Origin of the sequence: Parafrankia elaeagni, assembly GCF_000374165.1 — a bacterium.
Taxonomy (GTDB): domain Bacteria; phylum Actinomycetota; class Actinomycetes; order Frankiales; family Frankiaceae; genus Parafrankia; species Parafrankia elaeagni.
This window is the reverse complement of sequence record NZ_KB893728.1, coordinates 158,533-181,896: the sequence shown is the minus strand read 5'-3', so window position 1 is coordinate 181,896 and position 23,364 is coordinate 158,533. Positions and strand designations below refer to the sequence as shown.

The window sequence follows — 23,364 nt, the reverse complement described above, 5'->3', positions numbered from 1 at the left end:
GGCGCCGTGCCCGGATACCGGATCGTTCTCGCCTCGGGCTCACCGCGCCGCCGCGCCATCATGACCGGCATGGGCCTGGAGTTCACCGTCGTCACCAGCGGCGTGGACGAGACGCTCCACGACTACGACGGCGCGTCGGACTTCACGGTGCAGGTGGCCCGCCGCAAGGCACTGGCCGTGGCCCGGTCCGAACCGGAGGCGCTGGTCGTCGGCTGTGACACGGTCGTCGGCCTCGACGGGCGGATCTTCGTCAAGCCCGACAGCGAGCAGGACGCCGCGCGGACGCTGCGGGAACTGCGCGGCCGGACGCACCACGTGACCACCGGTGTCGTCGTGGTCCACGGGGTGACGGGTCGTTGCCACGGGCGGAGTGCGACCACCGCGGTCACGATGCGTGCGTTCGGCGACGACGAGATCGCCGCGTACGTCGCGTCGGGCGAGCCGCTGGACAAGGCGGGGAGCTACGCGATCCAGGGGGCCGGCGGGGCGTTGGTGGACCGCATCGACGGGGAGTACGACACCGTTGTCGGGCTCCCCGTCAGCGTCCTCACCGATCTGCTGCGGGAGTTCGACCGCCCCGACCAGCCCGGCCGCACCGTGCCGGGACTCCGGCCGCCGGGGGTTCGGCCACCGGGACTCCGGCCGCCGGGACTTCGGCCGCCGGGACTTCGGCCGCCGGCGGTCAGCTGACGCCGAGCAGGTCCACGACGAAGACGAGGGTCTCGTTGGGCTTGACGGCGCCACCGGCGCCGCGCGAGCCGTAGGCGAGGTGCGGCGGGATGACGAGCTGCCGGCGCCCGCCGACCTTCATCCCCTGGACGCCCTGGTCCCAGCCGGAGATGACCTGACCGGCACCGAGGCGGAACCGGAACGGCTGGCCGCGGTTGTACGAGGCGTCGAACTCCTCACCCGAGCTGTGGGACACGCCGACGTAGTGGACCGAGACGGTCCGGCCGGCGGTGGCCTCAGCTCCCTGCCCCTCGGTGAGGTCCCTGACGACCAGATCGGTCGGCGGGGTCGGGTCCACGAAGTCGATCTCGGGCTTTTCCATGCATCCACCCTATGGGCGCCGGCCTGCCGACCGGCTGGCACCCCCGGAACCCCGAGTGGCGCCGGGGGCCTCGTCCGGCCTCGTCCGGCCTCGTCAGGCGTCGTCAGGCGTCCTCGTCGGACATCCAGTGGACGAAGCGCTGGAGCGGGAACATCGCGTCGTGCGGGCCGCCCTCGACGTGCTTCGCCGCACCGCCGAGGCGCACGACCCGCTGCGCGCCGGCGCTGGCGAGGCGGTCGCGCATCGCCCGCTTGCGCGCCGGCGGGTACATGCCGATCGTCTGCGTCGCGACGTTGACGTGACGGACGGCGTCGTCGAGCGAGTCGACGTGCACGACGTTCGCCGTCTTGTTGCTGGGGTGGAAGTCGACCGGCTCGGAGGTCAGGATGACCAGGCCGCGGCCGTCGGGCGCCCCCCAGACCTTGCAGTCGTCGTCCATGACCCGCAGCATCTGGATCTCGTCGCGGGTGTCGACGGGCAGCGGCAGCGCCACGGCCGAGGCGATCTCCCGGTCGACGCCGAGGCGTTCCTGCAGGGCCGCGCAGAACTTCTCGATACCGTCCCGCTCGCCCTCGGCGAAGATGAAACGGCTGGCCAGGCAGGCCTCCTGGTTGAACACGGAGACGTCGACGGCGGCGGCCTCGGCGACCTCGCCGATCACCGTGTCGGAGGTGAAGGCCTCGGGCCCCACCATCGAGATGGACGTCTTCGGGTCGAACGAGACGAGCTGCAGGCCCGGGCCCAGGTAGCGGATGACGTTGGTGATCGCGTCGCCGCCGCCCCAGGCCACGATCCGGTCGAAGTACTGCGGGCGGTAGAGGGTGCGTTCGATGCGCTCGTCGCCGCCGCGCCAGTAGACCGCCGACATCGAGCGGACGACCGGGTGCTCCGGGTCGACCTCGGCCATGGTGCGCAGCATGGCGACGCAGGTGAACGGGTCGCTGGACGGCATCTTGAAGACGTTGACCGCCTTGACCAGCGCACCCTGGGCGATCGAGGAGATGCAGCCGGTCGGCGAGTTGCCCGCCAGCATGTGGATCATCCGCGGTGGGAAGGCGCGCAGCGCGCCGTGGTTGCCGTGGAAGTCGACCCGGTCGACCCAGCCGTCGAGCGCCGCCGGGTCGGCGAAGTTGGTCTCGATGCTGCCCCACAGCGCCCGCTTCGTCAGCCGGTGCCGGGCGACGCGGAACAGGTTCTCCACCACCCGCCGCGGCAGCGGGTTCGTCGCGATGATGCGCTCGGCCGCCTCCTGCAGGTGGACGTTGTCCTCCAGGACCAGGCGCTCACCGCAGGCGGCGAGGAAGTCGATGATCTCCTCGGTGCTGACGTCCAGCAGCGGAGGCAGCTCCGAGCGCGGGGTGACCAGCGCGTCCAGCGAGATCTCGGGGGTGGCGAACTCGACGCCGAGGTCACGGGACCGGTAGTGCACCGCCCCACCGCGCACAAGCCGCCCGCGGATGAAGTGGTCGACCCGGATGACGTCCTGCTCGGGAGCGTGGGCGGCAGCGGGGGCGGGGGCGGCCGGTTCGGCTTCGGTGGTGGTCATGACAGGCCCCTCACGTAGGCGTCGACGGTGCCGGCGCAGCCGATCTTGTCGTCGCCTTCCAGGTCCGCGTAGCGGACGATGCTGTCGCGGATGCTCGGCCCGGCGTTCCCGCAGGAGCACGGGCCGTGGTCGAGCGCGATCCGGTCGCCGGTGGTCACACCGCCCCAGCGGCCGTCGAGCGCCAGGTCGAAGAACGCGGCGCGGCCCTCGACCTCGCCGCCGGTCTCCGGAAGCAGTGCGTCGCCGTCCCGGGTGAGGACGAACGGGACGACCCACGGCGGCACGTGGTAGCGGCCGCCCTCCCGGCAGCGCGGCATGCCGGAGTTGAGCTCCTGCATGCTGTAGTTCTGGAAGGTGCGGGTGGCGGGAATGTTGAAGGTCTCGTGCACGAACTGCTGGTAGTCCGGCGGGAGCTGCGCGCGCTTGAGGCCGCCGCCGACGTAGATGCAGTTGTCGGGGTGGAAGTCGTCGCCGCTGTAGCCGAGATCCCGTACCAGCCTGGCGATGTGGTGAAGCGCGTTCCACATGCCGGCGAGCATGAGCTTGTCCCCGCGGGCCGCGACGAGCGTCTCCGCGGCGATGACATAGGACTTGTCGAGGATCTCCGCCCGTTCCCGCGACGTCGCCTCGAAGGCGGCGATCTCCTCGGGCCGGGCGGTGCCCTCCGCCATCGCCCGGCGCAGCACCACCATCTTCGTCATCTCGCCGATGGTGATCGGTGGGATCGGCAGCCGGAAGGGCTCGAACCGCGGGTCGCCGAAGGCGGCGACCTGCGCGTCCCGGATGATGTTGTTCTTCGGCACGCTGGCGCTCGGCGCCAGGCCCATCATCCGGCGGTCCCGCGCGGGCTGGACACCGGAGCCCCAGGAGAACACTCCGACCGTGTCGAGGCGGGACCAGTCCATGTCCCGCTCCGAGGCGATCAGCATCGCCGACTTTCCGGTCGTGCCGCTCGAGCACGAGATGTAGTGCCGGTTCTCCTCGTAACGCGCGACCCAGTCATCGATATCGGTGATGCCGGTCGTGTCGATCGGGGCGAGGGGATGGGCCGAGACGGTGCCGAGCCATTTCCCGAGCCGGTCCCACTTCTGCTCGGCGAGGAAGCTCTCGGGATAGCTCTTGTACGCGGTGTGCGGGAAGAGCAGCGGTACCGCGTCGGCCAGTGACCGGATCTCGGTGACCTTCTCCTCCTTCGCGCGGAAGGCGAGCAGCCGGATGCGGTCCCGGCGTTCCTGGAAACGCTCGTTCATGGCCTCGACCTGGGCCTCGCGCAGCTCCGCGTACGGAATGGCGAAACGGTTCTCCGACTGCACGAGCCCTGTCAGGCGCTCCACTGCACCACTCACCAGAATCTCCCTCCGACCGCGACAGAACTAGACTCGCGAGTATAGTTTCAGATGTCAAGAGGAGATCCCACGGTCCCCGTGGATGTCGGCAGGAGGGGAAGCGCCGGGCCCGGCGAGTGCGACGGCTGTCCGCGCCTGCCCTGCACCCCCATACTGGGGTCACATGGATCACCGCGTACTCGGCCGCACCGGCGTGCGGGTCTCCCCGCTCTGCCTCGGCGCCATGATGTTCGGGGACTGGGGCAACCAGGACCACGACGACTCGATAAAGATCATTCACCGGGCGCTGGACGCCGGAATCAACTTCATCGACACGGCGGACGTCTACTCCGCCGGTGAGTCCGAACAGATCGTCGGGAAGGCCCTGGCCGGCCGACGTGACGACGTCGTGCTGGCGACCAAGCTGTTCATGCCCATGGGCCCGGACACCAACCAGCGCGGCCTGTCCCGCCGCTGGATCATCACCGAGGTGGAGAACAGCCTGCGGCGCCTCGGCACCGACTGGATCGACCTCTACCAGGTGCACCGCCCCGACCCGTCGACCGACATCGACGAGACCCTCGGCGCTCTCACCGACCTCGTCCGCGCCGGCAAGATCCGCTACTTCGGCAGCTCGACGTTCCCGGCCCACGAGGTGGTTGAGGCGCAGTGGGTCGCCGAGCGGCGGCACCGCGAACGGTTCGTCACCGAGCAGCCGCCCTACTCGCTGCTCGTCCGCGGCATCGAGGCCGATCTGCTGCCGGTGGCGCAGAAGTACGGACTCGGCGTGCTGCCGTGGAGCCCGCTCGCCGGCGGCTTCCTCTCCGGGCGTTACAAGCGCGGCGGCGGCGAGGTCACCAGCACCCGCACGGCCCGGGTCCCCAACCGCTACGACCTGTCCCTGCCGGCGAACCAGCGCAAGGTCGAGGCCGCGATCGCGTTCGGTGACCTCGCCGCCGAGGCAGGCATCACGCTGATCGAGCTGGCGCTGGCGTTCGTGCTGCGCCACCCGGCGGTCACCTCCGCGATCATCGGTCCGCGCACGATGGAACATCTGGAAAGCCAGCTCACCGCCGCCGATGTCGTCCTGGACACCGCGACACTGGACCGGATCGACGAGATCGTCCCGCCCGGGGTGAACCTCAACCCGGAGGACGCCGGGTACACGCCGCCCGTCCTCAGCAAGCCGGCCCTTCGTCGCCGTTGAGGCTCCGACGCCGGAGCGCTCCGTCACCGGAGCGTTCTGAGCAGCAGGAGGGGACGAGGAAGGCCGCCGGATCCACGGCGGCCTTCCAGAGCCCCGGCCGATGACTCATCGGCCGGGCCTGGACCCGACCGGCCCGGTGTCCGCGTGGTCGCCGTCGCTCTGGCGGATCACCGCAGCGTAGCCGGCCGGAGATCCGGACAGCTCCGGCGCCAGCCCATCCGGCGCCGCCTGCGCGGGTGACCCGTGGTCCACCAGCCGCGTGCCCTCGACGTCGACGTTGGGCAGCACGCGGTCGAGCCAGCGCGGCATCCACCAGGCAGAACGCCCCAGCAGTGCCATGACCGCGGGGACGAGGGTCATCCGGACGATGAAGGCGTCGATGGCGACGCCGAGCGCGAGCGCCAGGCCCACCTGCTTGAACAGGATCTCCGGGCTGAGGATGAACCCGGCGAAGACACTGATCATGATGATGGCCGCGGCGGAGACCACCCGGGCTCCGTGGTCGAAGCCGGAGATCACCGCCTCGGTGGGCCGGGCCCCATGGACATGCTGCTCACGCATGCCTGTGACCAGGAAGACCTGGTAGTCCATGGCAAGTCCGAAGACCAGGCCGATGATCAGCACGGGCAGCAGGCTCGTGATCGGCCCGGTCTGGCCCTCGATCCCGAGCGGCCCGGCGAACCAGCCCCACTGGAAGACCGCGACCACGACACCGAGCGACGCGACCACGGTCAGCAGGAAGCCGCCGATCGCCTTGAGCGGGACGAGCACGGAACGGAAGACCAGGCAGAGCAGGATGAGCGCGAGACCCACAACGACCAGCAGGTAGGTCAGCAGCGCGTCTCCGAGCGAGTCGGTGACGTCGATGGCGAGCGCGGTGGTTCCCGTCACCGAGACCTCGGCTCCGTCGGGTGAGGGCAGGTCGCGGATGGTGCGGACCAGGTCAGCGGTCTCGGTGGCGGAGGGGCCGGTCTCCGGGACGACGCCGAGTATCGCCGTGTCACCGGCCGCGTTCACCTGTGCCGGGCGGACGGTGGCGACGTTGTCGAGCCGGCTGATCTCGGCGCCGATGGCGTCCGCGACGGCCTGGGGGTCGGCGACCGGTGTACCGGTGGTCGACCGGGTGTCGACGGTGATGGTGAGCGGGCCGTTGAAGCCGGTGCCGAAGTTGTCCGACAGCAGGTCGTAGGCCTTGCGGGCCGAGGTGTCCGGCGCGGCCGCGCCGTCGTTGGGCAGAGCGAGCCGCATGTCGAGTGCCGGGATCGCCGCGACGCCCAGGGCGACGACGGTGGCGACGAGGACGGCGACCGGGTGGCGGGTGACCCAGGTGACCCAGCGGCGCGCCCGGGTCGGGGCGCTCGGCAGGTGCCGCCCCCGGGAGTCGCCGCTCTGGTCCGCCCTCGAACGGCGTGGGTGGATCCGGGCACCGGCGAAGCCGAGCAGCGCCGGCACCATGGTCAGGGAGACGACGACCGCCAGCAGCACGGCGAAGGCTGCCGCGACACCCATCTCGGTCAGGAACGGGATGTTGACGACGGCCAGGCCGACCAGCGCGATCGCCACCGTCAGGCCGGCGAACACGACCGCGGACCCGGCTGTGCCGACCGCGCGACCCGCCGCGTCCTGGCGGCCGTGGCCCCGCGCGAGCTCCTGGCGGTAACGGGAGACGACGAACAGCGAGTAGTCGATCGCGACGGCGAGGCCGAGCATCACCGCGAGGGTCGGGGTGTTCGCCGACAGATCCATGAACCCGGTCGCGGCGATGATCGAGCTCACCGCGATACCGACACCCACCAGCGCGACCAGTAGCGGCAGACCGGCAGCGACCAGCGAACCCAGTGTGATGAACAGGACGACCGCGGCGACGCCCAGGCCGATCAGCTCGGACGCGCCGTGCGCGCCGGCCTCCTGGACGGCCTCGCCGCCGGCCTCGACGGTCAGGCCGGCGGCCCGCCCCGTCTCGATGGCGTGGTCGAGGGTGCCGCGGGCCTCATCGGAGATGTCGGCGGCGGCGACACTGTAGGTGACCTGGGCGAAGCCGACCGAGCCGTCCTCGGAGATCCGCCCCTGATACGGATCGGCGACGGTGGCGACGGCGGCCGTGCCCTGAAGGGACGAGACGACCGAGCCGACCGCGTCCTGCCACCGCTGTGTGGTGAGCGGCGACCCGTCGGGCGTCGCGAACACGATCCTGGCCGTCGCGCCGTCGGCGGCGGCCTCGGGGAAGCGTTCCTCCAGCAGGTCGAGCGCCCGCTGCGATTCGGTGCCCGGCATGGTGAAACCGTTGACGGTCGGGCCCGACAGGGTGGCGGCGCCCGCCCCCGCGACCAACAGGACTCCGAGCCACAGGGCGAGGACCAGACCTCGCCTCCGGTAGGAGAAGCGGCCGAGCCGCTGGAGGTAAAGAGCCATGCCGACAACCCTGTTCCCGGACGGGTCCGCGCACATCCAGCGAGCGTCGTCACTTGCACGTACCGTCATGGGTGTACTCCGCTGCCGCGGCCGCAGCACGCGGTAGAGGGCGCGTACCGCGTCCGCGGTACCTGGGACATACCGTTGACGCAGGTCGACAGCAGAGCTACCGCCGGTACCGTGAGCACAATGTCCGTCGGACTCACCCCTGCGTGGGCGTCCCTGCGGGAGCAGGCCCACGCCCGGCCCCCGCTGGTCGACTGCCTGGTGGTGCTCGCCACCTTCGGCACCGGCCTCTGCGCCGCCGTCGCCACCCCGGCCGCCAATGCGAACGCGCTAGCCCTGCCCGCGGTCGTCCTGGGCATGCTGGCCGCACTCGTCCTGCTACTGCGGCGGCGCTGGCCACTGGCGGTCCTCGCCGCGACAGCCGGGCTGCGCGCGGTCGGTGCGGCGGCAGACCTCGGGAACCCCGTGCTTCTGCTGGCGATCGGGGTCGCGATCTACACCGTCGCGGTCCAGCGGCGTGGCGCGGTCGTGTGGTACTTCGCCGTCCTCGCCGGCCTGGCGTCCACCCTGGCAAGCCTGCCGGGCGGCCCATCGGCCAAGGACATCGCCTCGACGTGGACCTGGCTGGGCCTCGCCACGCTCGCCGGCTACTCGGTACGCGGTCGCCGCGACTACATCGTCGCCGTCGAGGACCGGGCGCGGCGCGCCGAACAGGGCCGGGAGCAGGAGGCCCGGCGGCAGGTCGCCGAGGAACGGCTGCGCATCGCCCGTGAGCTGCACGACGTCGTCGGTCACCACGTGGCGCTCATCAAGGTGCAGTCCGCCGTCGCCGCGCACGTCCTGCGCACCGACCCGGACCGGGCCGAGGAGTCGCTCGGCCACGTCCGTCAGGCCAGCCGCACCGTCCTGGACGAGCTGTCGTCCCTCGTGCGGGTGCTGCGCGAGCCGGACGAGCCGATCGCCACCCGACCGGCCCGCGGGCTCGCCCACCTCGACGAGCTCGTCGCCGGTTTCGCCGCCAGCGGGCTGCCGCTGAGCTGGAGCTCCACCGGGCCGGAGCGGGAGCTGCCGGCGCTCGTCGACCTGGCCGCGTACCGGATCGTCCAGGAGTCCCTGACCAACGCCTACAAGCACGGTGACGGCGGGCACACCCGGGTGCGGCTCGCCTACGACCAGCATGACCTGCGCATCCAGGTCCGCAGCGGCGGCCCGCCGACGGGCCTGGGCGACGCGGGCCCCGCGGGAACGGTCAGGGGGACGGCGGTGGACGTCCCCGGGACGACGTCTGAGCCGAACGGCGCCACCGACCCCGGCTACGTGGCCGGGCACGGCATCATCGGCATGCGGGAACGCGCGGCGGCGCTCGGCGGCCAGCTGCACGTCGACCGGGACGGCGACGGCGCCTTCACGATCGCGGCCTGCCTGCCCCTCCCACCACCCGCCGGCCCGGGCGCCACGACCAGCGCCACAGCCGGTGCCGGGGGCGAGGCGTGATCCGGGTGCTGCTGGCCGACGACCAGCCGCTGATCCGGGCCGGATTCCGGGTTTTCATCGACGCCGCCCCCGACATGACGGTCGTCGGCGAGGCCGCCGACGGCGCCGAGGCGATCCGGCTGGCCGGCGAGCTCACGCCCGACGTCACGCTCATGGACATCCGCATGCCCGGCATGGACGGCATCGCCGCCACCCAGACGATCACCACCGACCCACGGCTGTCCGCCACCCGTGTCCTGGTCCTGACGACCTTCGAGCTGGACGAGTACGTCTTCGAGGCGCTGCGCTCCGGCGCCAGCGGCTTCCTGGGCAAGGGCGTCGAGCCCGACGAGCTGATCAACGCGGTACGGGTCGTCGCCCGCGGCGAGGCCCTGCTGTCCCCGCTCGCCACCCGCCAGCTCATCGCCGACTACGTCTCCCACCCCCGGCCTTCGGCGGGCCCTGCGACGGGCTCGCTGGACCGGCTCACCAACCGGGAGACCGAGGTCGTCCGGCTGGTGGCGACCGGCCTGTCCAACGACGAGATCGCCGAAGCCCTGTTCCTCTCACCACTCACCGTCAAGACCCACATCAACCGGTCGATGACGAAGCTCGGCGCCCGCGACCGCGCCCAGCTGGTGGTGATCGCCTACCAGGCGAACCTCGTCCAGCCGCCGCCCAGCGACGCCCGCGCCGGCTGAGCAACCGAGCAGTCGGGCTGCCTCGCCGCCACGCGTGAATGCCGCGCCTGAACGCCGCGTTTGAAAACTCCCCTGACGTGTGATGGCCTGACGGCGCAGCTCACGGACGAGGGGTCGTCGACATGTCGGTTGATCAGGGAACAAATGACCTGGAACGCCTCGCCGACCTTGACCTGGACCAGCTGAGGAAGCTGGTCGGGCTGGTGGAGTACGACGGTTCCGCGGATCCCTTCCCCGTTTCCGGGTGGGATGCGCTGGTCTGGTGTGCCGGCAACGCGGTGCAGGCCGCGCACTACTTCCAGTCGGCTTTCGGTATGGAGCTGGTGGCCTGCTCGGGGCCGGAGACCGGAAATGTCGACCATCGCGCCTTTGTACTGCTTTCCGGAGCGGCGCGGTTCGTGGTGAAGGGCGCCTACGATCCGGCCAGTCCGCTCGTGGAGCACCAGCGGCGCCATGGTGACGGCCTCGTCGACATCTCTCTCGGGGTGCCGGACGTCGACCGGTGCGTCGACCATGCCCGGGCGCGCGGCGCGACGGTCGTCGAGGATCCGCACGACGTCCGAGACGAGCATGGTCTCGTCCGGCTCGCCACGATCGCGGCCTACGGGGACACGGTGCACACCCTGGTGGACCGGTCCCGCTACCAGGGCGTCTACCTGCCGGGCTACGAACGGCGGAGCTCGACGCCGGTCCTGCGGCCGGGTGCGCCGCGAGGGCTGTTCCAGGCCGTCGACCACGTCGTCGGCAACGTGGAGCTCGGCAGGATGGACCACTGGGTCGACTTCTACAACCGGGTCATGGGTTTCACGAACATGGCCGAGTTCGTCGGCGCCGACATCGCCACCGAGTACTCCGCGCTGATGAGCAAGGTGGTCGCCAGCGGCAACCACCGTGTGAAGTTCCCGCTGAACGAGCCCGCGGCCGGAAAACGCAGGTCGCAGATCGACGAGTTCCTGGAGTTCTACGGCGGTCCGGGCGCGCAGCACGTCGCGCTCGCCACGGACGACATCATCACCGCGTATGACGCGATGGTCGCCGCGGGAGTGGACTTCCTGTCGACCCCGAGCTCGTACTACGAGGACCCGGAACTGCGGGCCCGGATCGGCTCGGTCCGGGTGCCCGTCGGGGAGCTCGCGCGGCGCGGGATCCTGGTCGATCGGGACGAGGACGGCTATCTCCTGCAGATCTTCACGAAACCGGTCGGTGACCGCCCGACCGTGTTCTTCGAACTGATCGAACGGCATGGCTCCCTCGGGTTCGGCAAGGGAAACTTCCGGGCGCTGTTCGAGGCGATCGAGCGCGAACAGCAGCTGCGTGGCAACTTCTGAGACCGGGCCGGAGAAGCGGTCAGGCAGGGCGGACGTCAGGGCGGAAGGAGGGAGGTGGCCCGATGGCCTATTACCGGCAGGTGGGCGACGTCCCGCCGAAACGTCACACGCAGTTCCGGCGGCCCGATGGCGGCCTGTACCGCGAGGAGCTCGTCGGCGCGGAGGGATTCTCGTCCGACTCCTCGCTGCTCTACCACCGGTTCGTTCCCTCGGCGATCGTCGGCTCGCGGGTGTGGGAGCTGCCGGACCAGACACTGGTCGCGAACATGCCGCTGCGGCCCCGCCACCTGCGGCTGCCGGAGCTCTTTCCGGGCCAGGAGCACAAGGCCGCCGACGCGGTCACCGGGCGGCGGCTGCTGCTGGGGAACGGCGACGTCCGGATCTCCTACGTGGTGGCCTCCGTGGCGTCGCCGTACTACCGCAACGCGGTCGGGGACGAGTGCGTCTTCGTCGAGGGCGGCGGCGCGACGGTCGAGACGTCGTTCGGCGCGCTGGACGTCGGGCCCGGAGACTACGTAGTGCTCCCCCGGGCCGTCATCCACCGGTGGGTGCCCACCGGGGGAGATCCGCTGCGCCTCTACTCGCTCGAGGCGAGCGGCCACATCGCGGCGCCGAGCCGCTATCTGTCGCGGTACGGGCAGTTCCTGGAGCACGCGCCGTACTGCGAGCGTGACCTGCGGGCGCCGGCCGAACCGATGCTGGTGCAGGGTACGGATGTCGAGGTCCACGTCAGGCACCGCCTGGGCCGGGACGGCCTGGCGGGAACGGTGCACGTGTTCCCCCAGCATCCCTTCGACGTCGTCGGCTGGGCCGGATGCCTGTACCCGTACGCCTTCAACGTCGCCGACTTCGAGCCGATCACCGGGCGGGTGCACCAGCCCCCGCCGACGCACCAGGTGTTCGAAGGCCGGAACTTCGTGGTGTGCAACTTCGTCCCCCGCAAGGTCGACTACCACCCGCGGGCGGTCCCCGTGCCGTACTACCACTCCAACGTCGACTCGGACGAGGTGATGTTCTACGTCGACGGGAACTACGAGGCCCGCCGGGGATCGGGCATCGGCCGGGGCTCGGTCTCGCTGCATCCCGGCGGGCATTCCCACGGCCCCGCGCCCGGGGCGGTCGAGCGTTCTCTCGGCGTCGAGCATGTCGACGAGCTCGCGGTCATGGTCGACACCTTCCACCCGCTCGACCTGGGTGAGGGCGCGCTGGCCGCCGACGACGGGGACTACGCCTGGTCCTGGTCCCGCCCTGGGACGGACACATGACGAATCCGCGCACCGGCCTGGCCGGCGCCCCGAGCGGCAGCACCGTCAGCCGGCTGTTGGCCGGCCTGTTCGACGATGCCGCCCTGTTCCCACCGGGCAACGCACCCATGGACGCGGCGCTCGCCGCGTACCGGTTCCGCCCCGCGGGCCTGCGGACGATGGTGGCCAGGTTCGTCGTGCCGGCGGCCCGCCTCGGCGAACTGGTCGAGGCGCTGGGGCGGGCGGGGCCGCGGGAGTCCCCGGATCCGGTGGCGCTCGTGGTGACGACGCCCGCGGGCGAGCTGCCCGCGGTCATGGCACAGTGGTCCGCTGCCGACGCCGACCGGGCCCGGGCGCTGTTCACCTCCTTCGGCACCTGCGGCATCGCCGAACCGGCCGGTGACCTCGTCGCCCTCGGGCTGCTGCGCGCGAGCGGCGCGGACGGCGCGGTATGACAGCCTCCGCCGCGAGCTGGCTGAGCGGCGACGTTCCCGCCGACGACGGGTTCGGTCTGGAGAACCTGCCCTACGGCGTGTTCTCCACGCGGTGGGACAGCCGGCCCCGCACGGGGGTGGCGATCGGTGACCGGGTGCTGGACCTGGCCGGTGTCACCGGCGACCCCGTCCACGCCACGGGGTCGCTGAACGCGTTCCTGGCACTGGGGCCACGACGGTGGAAGGCGCTACGCGCCGATCTGGTCGGGTGGCTGACCGAGGAACGGCACCGCTCCCTGGTCGGGCCGCACCTCGTTCCGGTGGAGGAGGCTCGCCTGCACCTGCCGGTCGCTATCGCCGACTACGTCGACTTCTACAGCTCGCGGCACCATGCGGAGAATCTCGGCCGCCTGTTCCGTCCCGGCGGTGCGCCGCTGACTCCCAACTGGCTGCACCTGCCCCTCGGCTACCACGGGCGCTCGGGAACCGTGGTGGTGTCCGGCACGCCGGTGGCCCGCCCACATGGCCAGCGCAGGGGACCCGCGGACGGCCCACCCACGTTCGGGCCGTCGCAGCAGCTGGACATCGAGGCGGAGATCGGGTTCGTGGTCGGGACACCGTCGGAGCTGGGCCGGCCGGTAACACTGGAGGAGCTGGACCAGCACGTGTTCGGAGTGTGCCTCGTCAACGACTGGTCCGCGCGTGACCTGCAGTCCTGGGAGTACGTGCCGCTCGGCCCCTTCCTGGGAAAGTCCTTCCTGACCTCGGTCTCGCCCTGGGTCGTGCCGCTCACGGCGCTGGCGGCGGCCCGGGTCCCGCCCCCTGCCCGCGAAGTGGCGCTGCTCCCCTACCTGGACGACGCCGCGACGGCACCGTGGGGCCTCGACATCCGGATGGAAGTGCGGATCAACGGGCACCTGGTAAGCCGCCCGCCCTTCGGGCTGATGTACTGGACGCCGGCCCAGCAGCTGGCGCACCTGACCGTCAACGGGGCCTCGCTGCGTACCGGGGACCTGTTCGCGTCCGGGACGGTCTCCGGCCCCGAGCAGCATCAGCGCGGGTCGCTCATCGAGCTGACCTGGGGCGGCCGGGAACCGCTGGAGCTGCCCGACGGTTCCGTCCGCACCTTCCTGCGGGACGACGACCACGTCAGCATCACCGCCACGGCCACCGGAGTTCACGGCGGGGCCGTCTCCCTCGGCGCGGTCACCGGCCGGGTCCAGCCGCCCCGGCCGATGCCCTGACAGTCGCCCCCCACGTGCTCCGCGGCGAGACGGGACGTACGTTCCCGCCCCGACCGACACGAGACAGTCCGGACAAGGCAAAGGCACCGGCCACGAGCGCCGAGCGCCGAGCGCCGAGCGCCGAGCCAGAATCCGGTCAGACGGAGACCCAGGACCGAGCGACCAAGGCGATGGAGCCACGGCTTCTGCCCGCCGGTTCACCGGATGCGGTGTGCGCCGGCGGAGGTGGCCGCGGTGAAGGCGAACGGGGCACGGTGGCGGGCCGCGCGGAAGGCGGCGGTCACGGCTTCGGTGACCGCCGCGGTCCGGTGCGCGGGGACGAGGGCGATCACGGAGCCGCCGAAGCCACCGCCGGTCATGCGCGCGCCGAGCGCGCCGGCCTCGACGGCAGTTGCCACGGCAAGGTCGGTCTCGGGACAGGAGATGCGCAGGTCGTCCCGCAGGGAGGCATGCCCGGCGGTAAGGATGGGGCCCAGCCTGGGTAGAACGCCTTCCTCCAGGATCGCGACGGCCTCGATGACACGTTCGTTCTCGGTCACGACGTGGCGGACCAACGGTTGGAGCGCGGCGGGCAACCGACTCAGGACGGATCGGCGGCCGTCCACGGCGGGGTCGCCGGTGGTGGTGATGTCGGTGGTGATGTCGTCGGTGGTGAGATCGCGCAGCGCTCGTAGGCCGAGGAGCTCGGCCGCGTGCTCGCATCCGGCGCGGAGCTCGGCGTAGGCGCCGTCCGTGAGGTCGTGCCTGACGCGGGTGTCCAGGACCAGCAGGTCCAGACCATGGGCCGTGGGATCGAACGGGACGTGGCGGCGGGCCATGGACCGGGTGTCGAGCAGCAGTGCCGTCCCCGCGGCGGAGCAGGCCGACGCGGTCTGGTCCATGACTCCGCAGGGCACTCCGACGAAGGCGTTCTCGGCGCGATGGGCGATCGAGGCGAGTCCCTCGGGTGTCAGCCCGAGGTCGTAGAGGTCGTTGTACACGGCCGCGGTGGCGCATTCGAGGGCCGCGGAGGAGGACAGGCCGGCCCCGGCGGGGACGTCGCTGTCGAAGTGCAGGTCCGCACCGCCCACGAGATGGCCGGCCTCGACCAGCGCCCACACCACGCCAGCCGGATAGGCTGCCCAGCCGGTGATGCCACCGGGCCGCAGGTCGCCGGCCGTCAGGTCGACGACCCGGCTGTCTTGCTGGGCGCTGCGCAACCGGATCCGTCCGTCATCCCGTCGACGGGCGGCCGCCCGCACGGTCTGGGACAGGGCGATCGGCAGGACGAGCCCCTCGTTGTAGTCGGTGTGCTCGCCGATCAGATTGACCCGGCCGGGCGCGGCCCAGACTCCCTCGGGTTCCGCGCCGAAGGCGCTCGGGAATCCGGTCACGGCACTCTCGTCTCCTCGGTGAACGCCCGTTCGTCGGTGACGATGTCGTCGAGGTCGGGGCAGCGGTGCTGCCAGCCGAGTATGTCGCGGGCGTGGGTGGCGGAGTCCGGCGTGTTGGGCGCAGGGGTCAGTCTTCAGGAAGTGCCGACAGCGCTGGTCCCCGAGGTTGGTGGGATGGGTGTCCGGGCCGGGTCGGACCGCCGACCTTCCGCTTTTCAGGCGGAAGGTCGGTCAGCCGCGGCTCAGTTCTCCGTTCGGCGGGTGGCCTCTCGCTCGTAGGTCTGCCAGCGGCCGTGGATGTCGTCCTGCGCCAGCTCGCCGAGGCGGTCGGCCTCCGCCGGGTTTGCCGCCCCGAGCCGGGTGAACCGCGTCTCGGTGGCCGCGAACTCGCTGAACGGGATGGACGGTGCCCGCGAGTCGAGGCTGAACGGGGCCTCGGCGGCCGGGTCGAACCGGTAGAGCGGCCAGTAGCCGGACCGCACCGCCGCCTTCTGGTGCGCCATGCCCGCGGTCATGTCGATGCCGTGGGCGATGCAGTGGCTGTAGGCGACGATGAGGGACGGCCCCGGCCAGGCGGCTGCCTCGTTGAATGCCCGTACCGTGTGCTGGTCGTTGGCGCCGAGGGCGACCTGGGCGACGTACACGTCGCCGTAGGCGGCGGCGACGAGTCCGAGGTCCTTCTTGCGGGTGCGCTTGCCGCCCATCGCGAACTTCGCGACCGCGGCCCGCGGCGTCGACTTCGACGCCTGCCCGCCGGTGTTCGAGTAGCCCTCGGTGTCGAGGACGAGCACGTTGACGTCGCGCCCGGAGGCGAGCACGTGGTCGAGGCCGCCGAAGCCGATGTCGTAGGCCCAGCCGTCGCCGCCGACGATCCACACGCTCTTCGCGACGAGGTCGTCGAGGACGGCGTCCAGCCAGGGGTCGACCCCGGAACCTTCCCTTCCCGAGCCGGCGGCGTGAGCGAGGCGGCGGCGCAGCTCGGCGACCCGCGCGCGCTGCGCGCCGATCCCGGTCTCCGTCGACTGGTCGGCGTCGAGGATCGCGCCGACCAGGTCGTCGCCGACCACACCCGCCACCGAGCGCAGCAGGCGGCGGGCCTCCCGGGTGCGGGCGTCGAGCGCGAGCCGCATGCCCAGGCCGAACTCGGCGTTGTCCTCGAACAGCGAGTTGGCCCAGGCCGGGCCGCGGCCTTCGGCGTTGGTCGTCCACGGGGTGGTCGGCAGGTTCCCGCCGTAGATCGACGAGCAGCCGGTGGCGTTGGCGACGACGATCCGGTCGCCGAACAGCTGGGTGAGCAGCTTCAGGTAGGGCGACTCGCCGCAGCCCGCGCACGCGCCGGAGAACTCGAACAGCGGTTCCCGCAGCTGTGAGCCGCGCACGTTGGTGGCCGGGGCGAGCTCCGGGCTGACCGCCGGCAGGGACTGGTGGAACGCCCAGCTCGTCCGCTCGTCGTCGAACCGGGTCGCGGCGTCGACCATGTCGAGGGCGCGGTGGTCCGGGATCTCGCGGCTTTTCGCCGGGCAGGCCTCGACGCAGATCCCGCAGCCGGTGCAGTCGTCCGGCGCGACCTGGATCGTCAGCCGGTACTGGCCGAGCCGGGCGTCCTTCGGGCGGGTGTGGCGGAACGACTCCGGCGCGCCGTCGAGGCGCTCCGGTTCGAACAGTGTCATCCGGATGGCGGCGTGCGGGCAGACGATGGCGCACTTGCCGCAGGTCACGCACAGCTCCGGGTCCCAGACCGGCAGTTCGCGGGCGATGGCACGCTTCTCGTAGCGGGCCGTGCCGACCGGGAAGGTGCCGTCGGCGGGCAGCGCGCTGACCGGGATCAGGTTCCCCTCCCCCGCCGCGATCCGCGCGGTGACCTGCCGGACGAACAGGGGCAGGTCGCCGACCAGGCCGCGGCGCGGGCCGCCGGTGACCTCCCGGCCGCGCAGGTCGACCTCGCCGAGCGCGCCGAGCGCGGCCTCGATCGCGGTGACGTTGCGGCGCAGGACGTCCTCGCCGCGCTTGGCCTGCGCGGTGCGGACCCCGTCGCGCACGGCGTCGACGGCCTCGGCGGCCGGGAACAGGCCGGAGAGTGCCAGGAAGCAGGTCTGCAGCACCGGGCTGACGATGCCGGGGATGCCGGCCTCCTTCGCCACCCGGTCGGCGTCCACGACGAACAGCCGCGCGTTCTTCTCGAGCAGGTGCCGCTGGGCCTGGGCCGGCAGGTGGTCCCACACCCGCTGGGCGGGGTGCGGGCTGTTGAGCAGGACGGTGGCACCGCGGGCGGCCACGGCGAGGACGTCGACCCGGTCGAGCAGCCCGGCCTGGTGGCAGCCCACGTACTGGGCATCGCGGATCAGCCACGGCGCGTCGATCGGCTCCGGGGACAGCCGCAGGTGCGACACCGTCATCGACCCGGACTTCTTGGAGTCGAACACGAAGTACGCCTGGGCGTGCAGGGACGTCCGATCGTCGACCAGGCCGGCGGTGGTGCGGGTGGCGCCGACGGTGCCGTCGCTGCCCAGGCCGTAGAACACGGCCCGCAGGACGTCGTCGGGCTCCGGGAAGGCGTCGTCGTCGACCGTCAGGGACAGGTTCGTGACGTCGTCGTGGATGCCGACGGTGACCTCGCGGCGCGGACGCTCGCGGTCGAGCTCGTCGAACACCGCCGCGGCCATCGCCGGGGTGAACTCCTTGGATGCCAGCCCGTAGCGGGCACCGATCACGCGCGGCATCCGCTCGGGACGCTCGGCGAGGGCGGCCAGGACGTCGAGGCGCAGCGGCTCACCGGCGGCGCCGGGCTCCTTCGTCCGGTCGAGGACGGCGATCGAGCGCACCGTCGGCGGCACGCAGGCGAGGAACGCCGCCGTGTCGAACGGCCGGTACAGCCGGACCTGGACGAAGCCGACCCGTTCGCCGCGGGCGACGAGCCGGTCGACCGCGGCCCGCACCGCGGAGCGCCCCGAGCCCATGATGACCGCGACCCGCTCGGCCTCCGGGTGGCCGTGGTACTCGAACAGCCGGTAGGCGCGGCCCGTCGACACCGCGAGCTGGTCCATCACCCGCTGGACGATGCCGGGGACGGCCGCGTAGTAGCCGTTGGCCGCCTCGCGGGACTGGAAGAAGGTGTCCGGGTCCTGGGTGGTGCCGCGGATGACCGGATGGTCCGGGGACAGGGCGCGGCGCCGGTGGGCGTCGACGCACTCGGCGGGCAGCAGCGCGGCCAGCGTCGCGTCGTCGAGCAGGTCGACCTCGTTCAGTTCGTGCGACGTGCGGAATCCGTCGAAGAAGTGCAGGAACGGGATGCGGGAGGCCAGCGTGGCCGCGTGCGCGACGGCTGCCAGGTCGTGTGTCTCCTGCGGCGAGGCGGCGGCGAGCATCGCGAAGCCGGTCGTGCGGGCGGCCATCACGTCGCTGTGATCGCCGAAGATCGACAGAGCGTGGGTGGCGAGGGTACGCGCGGCGACGTGCAGCACCATCGGCGTCAGCTCACCGGCGATCTTGAACATGTTGGGCAGCATCAGCAGCAGCCCCTGCGAGGCGGTGAAGGTCGTCGACAGCGCCCCGGCCTGCAGCGCCCCGTGGACCGCGCCCGCGGCGCCACCCTCGCTCTGCAGCTGCACCACCTCCGGCACGGTGCCCCACAGGTTCGGACGTCCCTTCGCCGACCAGGCGTCGGCGAGCTCGCCCATGCCCGAGGCAGGCGTGATCGGGTAGATGGCGATCACTTCACTCGCCCGGTACGCAACCGAGGTCGCCGCCTCGTTGCCATCGATCGTCTGCTGCCCCATGCACAACAGAGTCCGTGTACGGGAGGCGAACAGAACGGGACCTACGTCCTTACCCCCACGACGGAGCTCCCCCGGCACGGAGGGATCGATGAGCAGCTTCTCCTGGGCCGGTCCGGGTCTCTCCGTGCTGTCGCCGCCGTCCAGCCTGTCACGGGCTGGACGGCGGCGACACCCCGTCCGGGCGTCAGGTTCCGATCTTGCCGCCGTCGCGGCGGCGGATCACGACGGTGGCCGCGCGGGGGCGGCCGGCCGGGTCGAAGTCCGGCCAGTTGCTGACCGCCCGCGGGTTCTCCGGCGTCGGGGCGCCGAAGGCCGGGGTGGACTCACCGGGGTGCTGGACGTTGACGAACAGGGAGGTGCCGTCGGGTGTCGCGGTGATGCCGGTGATCTCGCAGCCGCGCGGGCCGGTCAGGAACCGGCGGATCTCGCCGGTCCCCGGGTCGGCGACCAGCATCTGGTTGTTGCCGATCCGGTCGTGCTTGCGGGACGCGAGGTTCTGCGAGCTGTTCGAGACGTCCGTCTGGATGAACAGCCGGCCGTCGCGGTCGACCCACAGGCCGTCGGGCGAGCCGAACAGGGGCTGGTTCGCCGGCACCGAGGCGCCTTCGGGCTGGTAGGACGGGTCGCCGGCGTAGAAGGCGACATCCCAGGTGAACGACAGCGCGGTGTTGTCGTTGCCCTTCTCACGGAAACGCAGGATGTGCCCGTAGATGTTGTTCGCCCGCGGGTTCGCCGGCGTCGGTCCGTTGCTTCCGTTGGTCAGGGTGACGAAGACCTCGTGGCTCTTCGGGTGCACCGCGACCCACTCGGGGCGGTCGAGCTTCGTCGCCCCGACCGCGTCCGCGGCCTGGCGGGTGCGCAGCAGGACGTCGGCCTGATCGGCGAACCCGGCGGAGGCCGTGAGCGGGCCCTTGCCGAACACCAGCGGAACCCAGGTGCCCGAACCGTCCGCGCCGAAGGTGGCGACGTACAGGGTGCCGTGGTCCAGCGGGCTCCTGCCCTCGCGCCGCAGCCTGCGCCACGGCTGGGAGCCGACGAACTTGTAGAGGTACTCACCGTTCTCGTCGTCGCCGGTGTAGACGACGATCCGGTCGTCCTGCTCGACGACGGTGGCGCCCTCGTGCTTGATCCGGCCGAGCGCGGTGCGCTTCACCGGCGTGGACTTCGGGTCGAACGGGTCGATCTCGACCACCCAGCCGAACCGGTTCAGTTCCTTCGGGTTCCTGGCGACGTCGAACCGGGGGTCGGCCGTGTGCCAGTTGTAGCCGCTTGCCGCGCCCACCCCGTAACGACTCTGCGCCGCGTTCGGGCTCCAGGCTGCGTCGGTGGTGCCGAAATAGCCGTTCCAGTTCTCCTCGCAGGTCAGGTAGGTGCCCCAGGGGGTCCATCCGTTCGCGCAGTTGTTCAGCGTGCCCTGCGGGGCGGTGTTCGCCGCGAGCTCCGGGTGCCGGCCGGAGACCGGACCGGAGAAGGTCACCGGGGTGGCCCCGGTGATACGCCGGTTGTAGCGGGAGTCGACATTGACCCATTTCCCGCCCTGCAGCTGCATCGCGATGACACTGACGCCGTGCGCGGCTAGCGCCTTCGCGACCTTCTCCGGGGTGATCGTGGCACCGCCGTCCGGGAAGAGCAGGCCCTGGTCGACATACTCGTGGTTGACGACCAGCAGGCCCTCACGGTTCTCGGCGGAGCCGCGGCCGGTCGGGAAGAAATGCATTCCGTCGTGGTGCATTCCCACCTGGACGGCCTGGTCGGCCGCACTGTTCGACGCGTCCTTCTTCCAGGCCGGGCCCTTCCGCGCCAGCGGCGTGCCCCAGGGGACGATCACCTGGAAGGTGTAGCCGGCGGGAACGACAAAGGTGTCCGCGGTGCTGGTCGGGACCTCGGTGAAACCGAGCAGGCCCCGCCCGGGGCCTCCCGGGCCGCCGGGGTGGCCGGGGCGACCGCCACCAGGACCACCGGCGCTGGCCGCGGTGACGCCGGACGCTCCGAGAAAGCCTGCGGTGGCCGCGGCGATTCCGCCGCCGACAAGCGTCCGGCGGCTCACCCGGGCCGCGATGAGGTCGGAGAGTCTCGGGTTCTCGGTGGGATTCGAACCGGCGTCGTCGGCGTCGTCGTGCACATTTCCTCCGTCACGTCCGCGTGATCGCTGCTGATCGCTGTGTTTTGATCGCTGCGTCGGCGACGTTAACCAGCCCGGGGCTGCCGCGGCGGGCCGGTGCGCGAACCCAGGATGAACCGCCGGCCAACGTTCCGCGCTGCCCGGGCCCGCCGCGACGCAGGCCCCCCGTACTGCGCAGATAACCGACATGTGCGACGCGGTTTACGGCTGGGCCATGCGGGGGACGCCGCGCGTCCATCAGGGCGGCGCAGGCTCGCCGACGGCGCGCGCTACGGGGCGCGCGTGCGAAGGGGGAACGGATGAATCGTCGGAGCGTCACCAGCGTAACCGCGGGCGCACTGGCTGTCGCGCTGCTCGGTGCCGGGGCGGGCGTCGCCCAGGCCGGCGGCGGAGACGGCGGCGGAAGCGGCGGCCCGCAGCCCGGGCAGGCGCTGGCGGCACGGGGCGACGCCTACCGCACGGCGGCCGGCGACACGCTGACCGTCCGCGGCGGCGGTGTGCTGCGCAACGACAGCGGCCGCCCGGTCACCCTGGTCGCGAACACCGCGCCGGCGAACGGAACACTGCACCTCAACCCGGACGGCACCTTCAGCTACGTGCCGAAGCCCGGCTTCACCGGCACCGACACGTTCACCTACTCCGTCAGCGACGCCGTGACCCGGTACGCCACACAGGTCCCGCCACTGGCCACGATCGGCGGGGTCACCATCAAGGGCGGCGCCTACGGCTCGTCCATCTACCCGGTGCCCGGCTCGCGGGACGAGTTCTACGGCCTCACCGACCGCGGCCCGAACGTCGACGGCCCGAACGGCGTGAAGATCGAGCCACTGCCGGCGTTCACCCCGGCCATCGGGAGGTTCCGCCTGGTCGACGGCCGCGCGACGCTGCTGCGGACCATTCCGCTGCGGGCCGCCGACGGCACCCCCTACAACGGGCGGGTCAGCACCGAGGCGAGCACCGGCGAGACGATTCTCGACATCAACGGGAACGTCCTCACCGCCGACCCGAACGGCTACGACCCCGAGGGTCTGGTCGCCCTGCGCGACGGCACGTTCTGGGTCTCCGACGAGTATGGGCCCTACATCACCCACTTCGACCGTCACGGCCGGGCGATCGAGCGGCTGTCACCGTTCAACGGCGCGCTGCCCGCGGAGCTCGCGAACCGGATGCCGAACCGCGGCATGGAGGGCCTGACGATCACGCCGGACGGCTCCACGCTGGTCGGGATGATGCAGTCGGCGCTGGCGCAGAAGGACCTCACCCCGCGGCCGGTGACCGTCCCCACCCTGCGCGTCGTCACCTACAACCTGCGCACCAGGGCCACCCACGAGTACGTGTACCTGCTGGACGACCCGCTGCGCAACGCGGGCGCGGTCAGCGAGATCACCGCGATCAGCAACTCGAGGTTCCTGGTCACCGAGCGGGACGGCAACTTCGAGCCGGGCGCGTTCAAGAAGATCTTCACGATCGACCTGACCGGCGCGACCGACGTGGGCCCGAAGGCGTCCGTGCCCGGCGCGGTGTACACGGCCGGCCAGGGCGGCCTGCTGCTCGGCACGCCCGGGAGGACCATCGAGGCGACGGTCGGCAGCACCGACACGGCGACCGCGGCGGCGACCCTGGCGTCGTTCGGCATCCGCCCGGTGGGCAAGACGCTGGACGTCGACCTGGCCGGCCTGGTCAGCACGCTCGACCCGACCGGCGGCTTCTTCGGCCACGACAAGGTCGAGGGCGTCGCGACGACGGACGGCGGACGCACCCTCGTCATCAGCAACGACAACGACTTCGGCATCGCGGGTCTGACGAACACCACGCCACCCTTCCAGCTCAAGCCCAAGATCCTGCCGAACGGGCAGCAGGACGACGGCGCCTTCCTGGTGGTCGACACCACCAGGCTCCCGGCCCACACCAGCACCGCGACCGTCACCATCACCGTGACCGCGAAGGGCGGCCCGCGGCGCTGATCCGCGGGTCGGCAGACCCGCGCACGGTGGCAGGCGCCCGGTCCCGCGCCTGCCACCCAGCCGGCTCCGCCACCCGGCCCGCAGCCGCAGGCGCAGGCTGGCACGGGCACGGGCACGGGCACGGGCACGGGCACGGGCACGGGCACGGGCACATCGTT

The 23,364-nt window shown here is 71.8% G+C and carries 16 protein-coding genes; 9 read left to right on the top strand and 7 right to left on the bottom strand.

The annotated features are described in order from the left end of the window. Positions 1-6 precede the first annotated feature (6 nt). Positions 7-690 (top strand): Maf family protein, encoded by a 684-nt coding sequence (locus B207_RS0117220; protein WP_230205066.1) that lies wholly within the window; start codon positions 7-9, stop codon positions 688-690. Here B207_RS0117220 and B207_RS0117215 read toward each other — a convergent pair. The 3 genes from B207_RS0117215 to B207_RS0117205 all read right to left on the bottom strand — a co-directional run bounded on the left by B207_RS0117215 (position 683) and on the right by B207_RS0117205 (position 3,943). Beyond that, entirely contained in the window at positions 683-1,051 is a 369-nt protein-coding gene (locus B207_RS0117215) for an FKBP-type peptidyl-prolyl cis-trans isomerase (protein WP_018637808.1), read from the bottom strand. The two genes, B207_RS0117220 and B207_RS0117215, sit on opposite strands and share 8 nt — an antisense overlap. 103 nt (positions 1,052-1,154) lie before the next feature. Then, positions 1,155-2,597 (bottom strand): acyl-CoA reductase, encoded by a 1,443-nt coding sequence (locus B207_RS0117210; RefSeq protein ID WP_018637807.1) that lies wholly within the window; start codon positions 2,595-2,597, stop codon positions 1,155-1,157. Then, complete coding sequence (locus B207_RS0117205; protein WP_026311148.1) at positions 2,594-3,943, bottom strand: hypothetical protein; 1,350 nt, start codon at positions 3,941-3,943, stop codon at positions 2,594-2,596. The genes B207_RS0117210 and B207_RS0117205 overlap by 4 nt, the downstream gene beginning before the upstream one ends. A 163-nt stretch (positions 3,944-4,106) precedes the next feature. Between B207_RS0117205 and B207_RS0117200 the strand changes: the two genes are divergently transcribed. Then, positions 4,107-5,129, top strand: coding sequence for an aldo/keto reductase (locus B207_RS0117200; RefSeq protein WP_018637805.1), 1,023 nt, complete (start codon positions 4,107-4,109; stop codon positions 5,127-5,129). 105 nt (positions 5,130-5,234) lie between these two features. Here the strand turns inward: B207_RS0117200 and B207_RS34320 are convergent, their stop codons facing one another. Further along, entirely contained in the window at positions 5,235-7,541 is a 2,307-nt protein-coding gene (locus B207_RS34320) for an MMPL family transporter (RefSeq protein WP_018637804.1), read from the bottom strand. A 189-nt stretch (positions 7,542-7,730) separates the two neighbouring features. Here B207_RS34320 and B207_RS34315 point away from each other — a divergent pair, with 189 nt between their 5' ends. The 6 genes from B207_RS34315 (at position 7,731) to fahA (ending at position 13,971) form a co-directional block, all read left to right on the top strand. After that, positions 7,731-9,041, top strand: coding sequence for a sensor histidine kinase (locus B207_RS34315; RefSeq protein WP_018637803.1), 1,311 nt, complete (start codon positions 7,731-7,733; stop codon positions 9,039-9,041). Further along, entirely contained in the window at positions 9,038-9,721 is a 684-nt protein-coding gene (locus tag B207_RS0117185; protein WP_018637802.1) for a response regulator, read from the top strand. The genes B207_RS34315 and B207_RS0117185 overlap by 4 nt, the downstream gene beginning before the upstream one ends. Positions 9,722-9,843: 122 nt before the next feature. Continuing rightward, complete coding sequence (hppD, locus tag B207_RS0117180) at positions 9,844-11,049, top strand: 4-hydroxyphenylpyruvate dioxygenase (protein WP_018637801.1); 1,206 nt, start codon at positions 9,844-9,846, stop codon at positions 11,047-11,049. 62 nt (positions 11,050-11,111) lie between these two features. Continuing rightward, positions 11,112-12,314, top strand: coding sequence for a homogentisate 1,2-dioxygenase (locus B207_RS0117175; protein ID WP_018637800.1), 1,203 nt, complete (start codon positions 11,112-11,114; stop codon positions 12,312-12,314). Then, positions 12,311-12,748, top strand: a complete 438-nt coding sequence (locus B207_RS34310) for a hypothetical protein (RefSeq protein WP_018637799.1) — start codon at positions 12,311-12,313, stop codon at positions 12,746-12,748. Before B207_RS0117175 ends, B207_RS34310 begins: the two co-directional genes overlap by 4 nt. After that, positions 12,745-13,971, top strand: a complete 1,227-nt coding sequence (gene fahA / locus B207_RS0117165) for a fumarylacetoacetase (RefSeq protein ID WP_018637798.1) — start codon at positions 12,745-12,747, stop codon at positions 13,969-13,971. Before B207_RS34310 ends, fahA begins: the two co-directional genes overlap by 4 nt. Before the next feature lie 197 nt (positions 13,972-14,168). On the opposite strand, the gene galK is transcribed toward fahA, so the two are convergent. The 3 genes from galK to B207_RS0117150 form a co-directional block, all read right to left on the bottom strand. Then, positions 14,169-15,344, bottom strand: a complete 1,176-nt coding sequence (galK, locus tag B207_RS0117160; RefSeq protein WP_018637797.1) for a galactokinase — start codon at positions 15,342-15,344, stop codon at positions 14,169-14,171. A gap of 242 nt (positions 15,345-15,586) precedes the next feature. Further along, positions 15,587-19,120, bottom strand: a complete 3,534-nt coding sequence (nifJ, locus tag B207_RS0117155) for a pyruvate:ferredoxin (flavodoxin) oxidoreductase (protein ID WP_018637796.1) — start codon at positions 19,118-19,120, stop codon at positions 15,587-15,589. A 184-nt stretch (positions 19,121-19,304) separates the two neighbouring features. Then, complete coding sequence (locus B207_RS0117150) at positions 19,305-21,242, bottom strand: PhoX family protein (protein ID WP_018637795.1); 1,938 nt, start codon at positions 21,240-21,242, stop codon at positions 19,305-19,307. 299 nt (positions 21,243-21,541) lie between these two features. On the opposite strand from B207_RS0117150, the gene B207_RS0117145 reads away from it, so the two are divergent. Then, positions 21,542-23,206: an esterase-like activity of phytase family protein gene (locus B207_RS0117145; RefSeq protein ID WP_018637794.1), complete on the top strand. Its 1,665-nt coding sequence runs from the start codon at positions 21,542-21,544 to the stop codon at positions 23,204-23,206. Positions 23,207-23,364 lie beyond the last annotated feature (158 nt).

Excerpts from the sequence above, each read along its gene's own strand:
- fahA (WP_018637798.1), top strand. The coding sequence starts at position 12,745 with ATGACAGCCTCCGCCGCGAGCTGGCTGAGCGGCGACGTTCCCGCCGAC.
- hppD (WP_018637801.1), top strand. The coding sequence starts at position 9,844 with ATGTCGGTTGATCAGGGAACAAATGACCTGGAACGCCTCGCCGACCTT.
- B207_RS34320 (WP_018637804.1), bottom strand. The coding sequence starts at position 7,541 with ATGGCTCTTTACCTCCAGCGGCTCGGCCGCTTCTCCTACCGGAGGCGA.
- B207_RS0117215 (WP_018637808.1), bottom strand. The coding sequence starts at position 1,051 with ATGGAAAAGCCCGAGATCGACTTCGTGGACCCGACCCCGCCGACCGAT.
- B207_RS34310 (WP_018637799.1), top strand. The coding sequence starts at position 12,311 with ATGACGAATCCGCGCACCGGCCTGGCCGGCGCCCCGAGCGGCAGCACC.
- B207_RS34315 (WP_018637803.1), top strand. The coding sequence starts at position 7,731 with ATGTCCGTCGGACTCACCCCTGCGTGGGCGTCCCTGCGGGAGCAGGCC.
- B207_RS0117145 (WP_018637794.1), top strand. The coding sequence starts at position 21,542 with ATGAATCGTCGGAGCGTCACCAGCGTAACCGCGGGCGCACTGGCTGTC.
- B207_RS0117200 (WP_018637805.1), top strand. The coding sequence starts at position 4,107 with ATGGATCACCGCGTACTCGGCCGCACCGGCGTGCGGGTCTCCCCGCTC.
- nifJ (WP_018637796.1), bottom strand. The coding sequence starts at position 19,120 with ATGGGGCAGCAGACGATCGATGGCAACGAGGCGGCGACCTCGGTTGCG.
- B207_RS0117175 (WP_018637800.1), top strand. The coding sequence starts at position 11,112 with ATGGCCTATTACCGGCAGGTGGGCGACGTCCCGCCGAAACGTCACACG.
- B207_RS0117210 (WP_018637807.1), bottom strand. The coding sequence starts at position 2,597 with ATGACCACCACCGAAGCCGAACCGGCCGCCCCCGCCCCCGCTGCCGCC.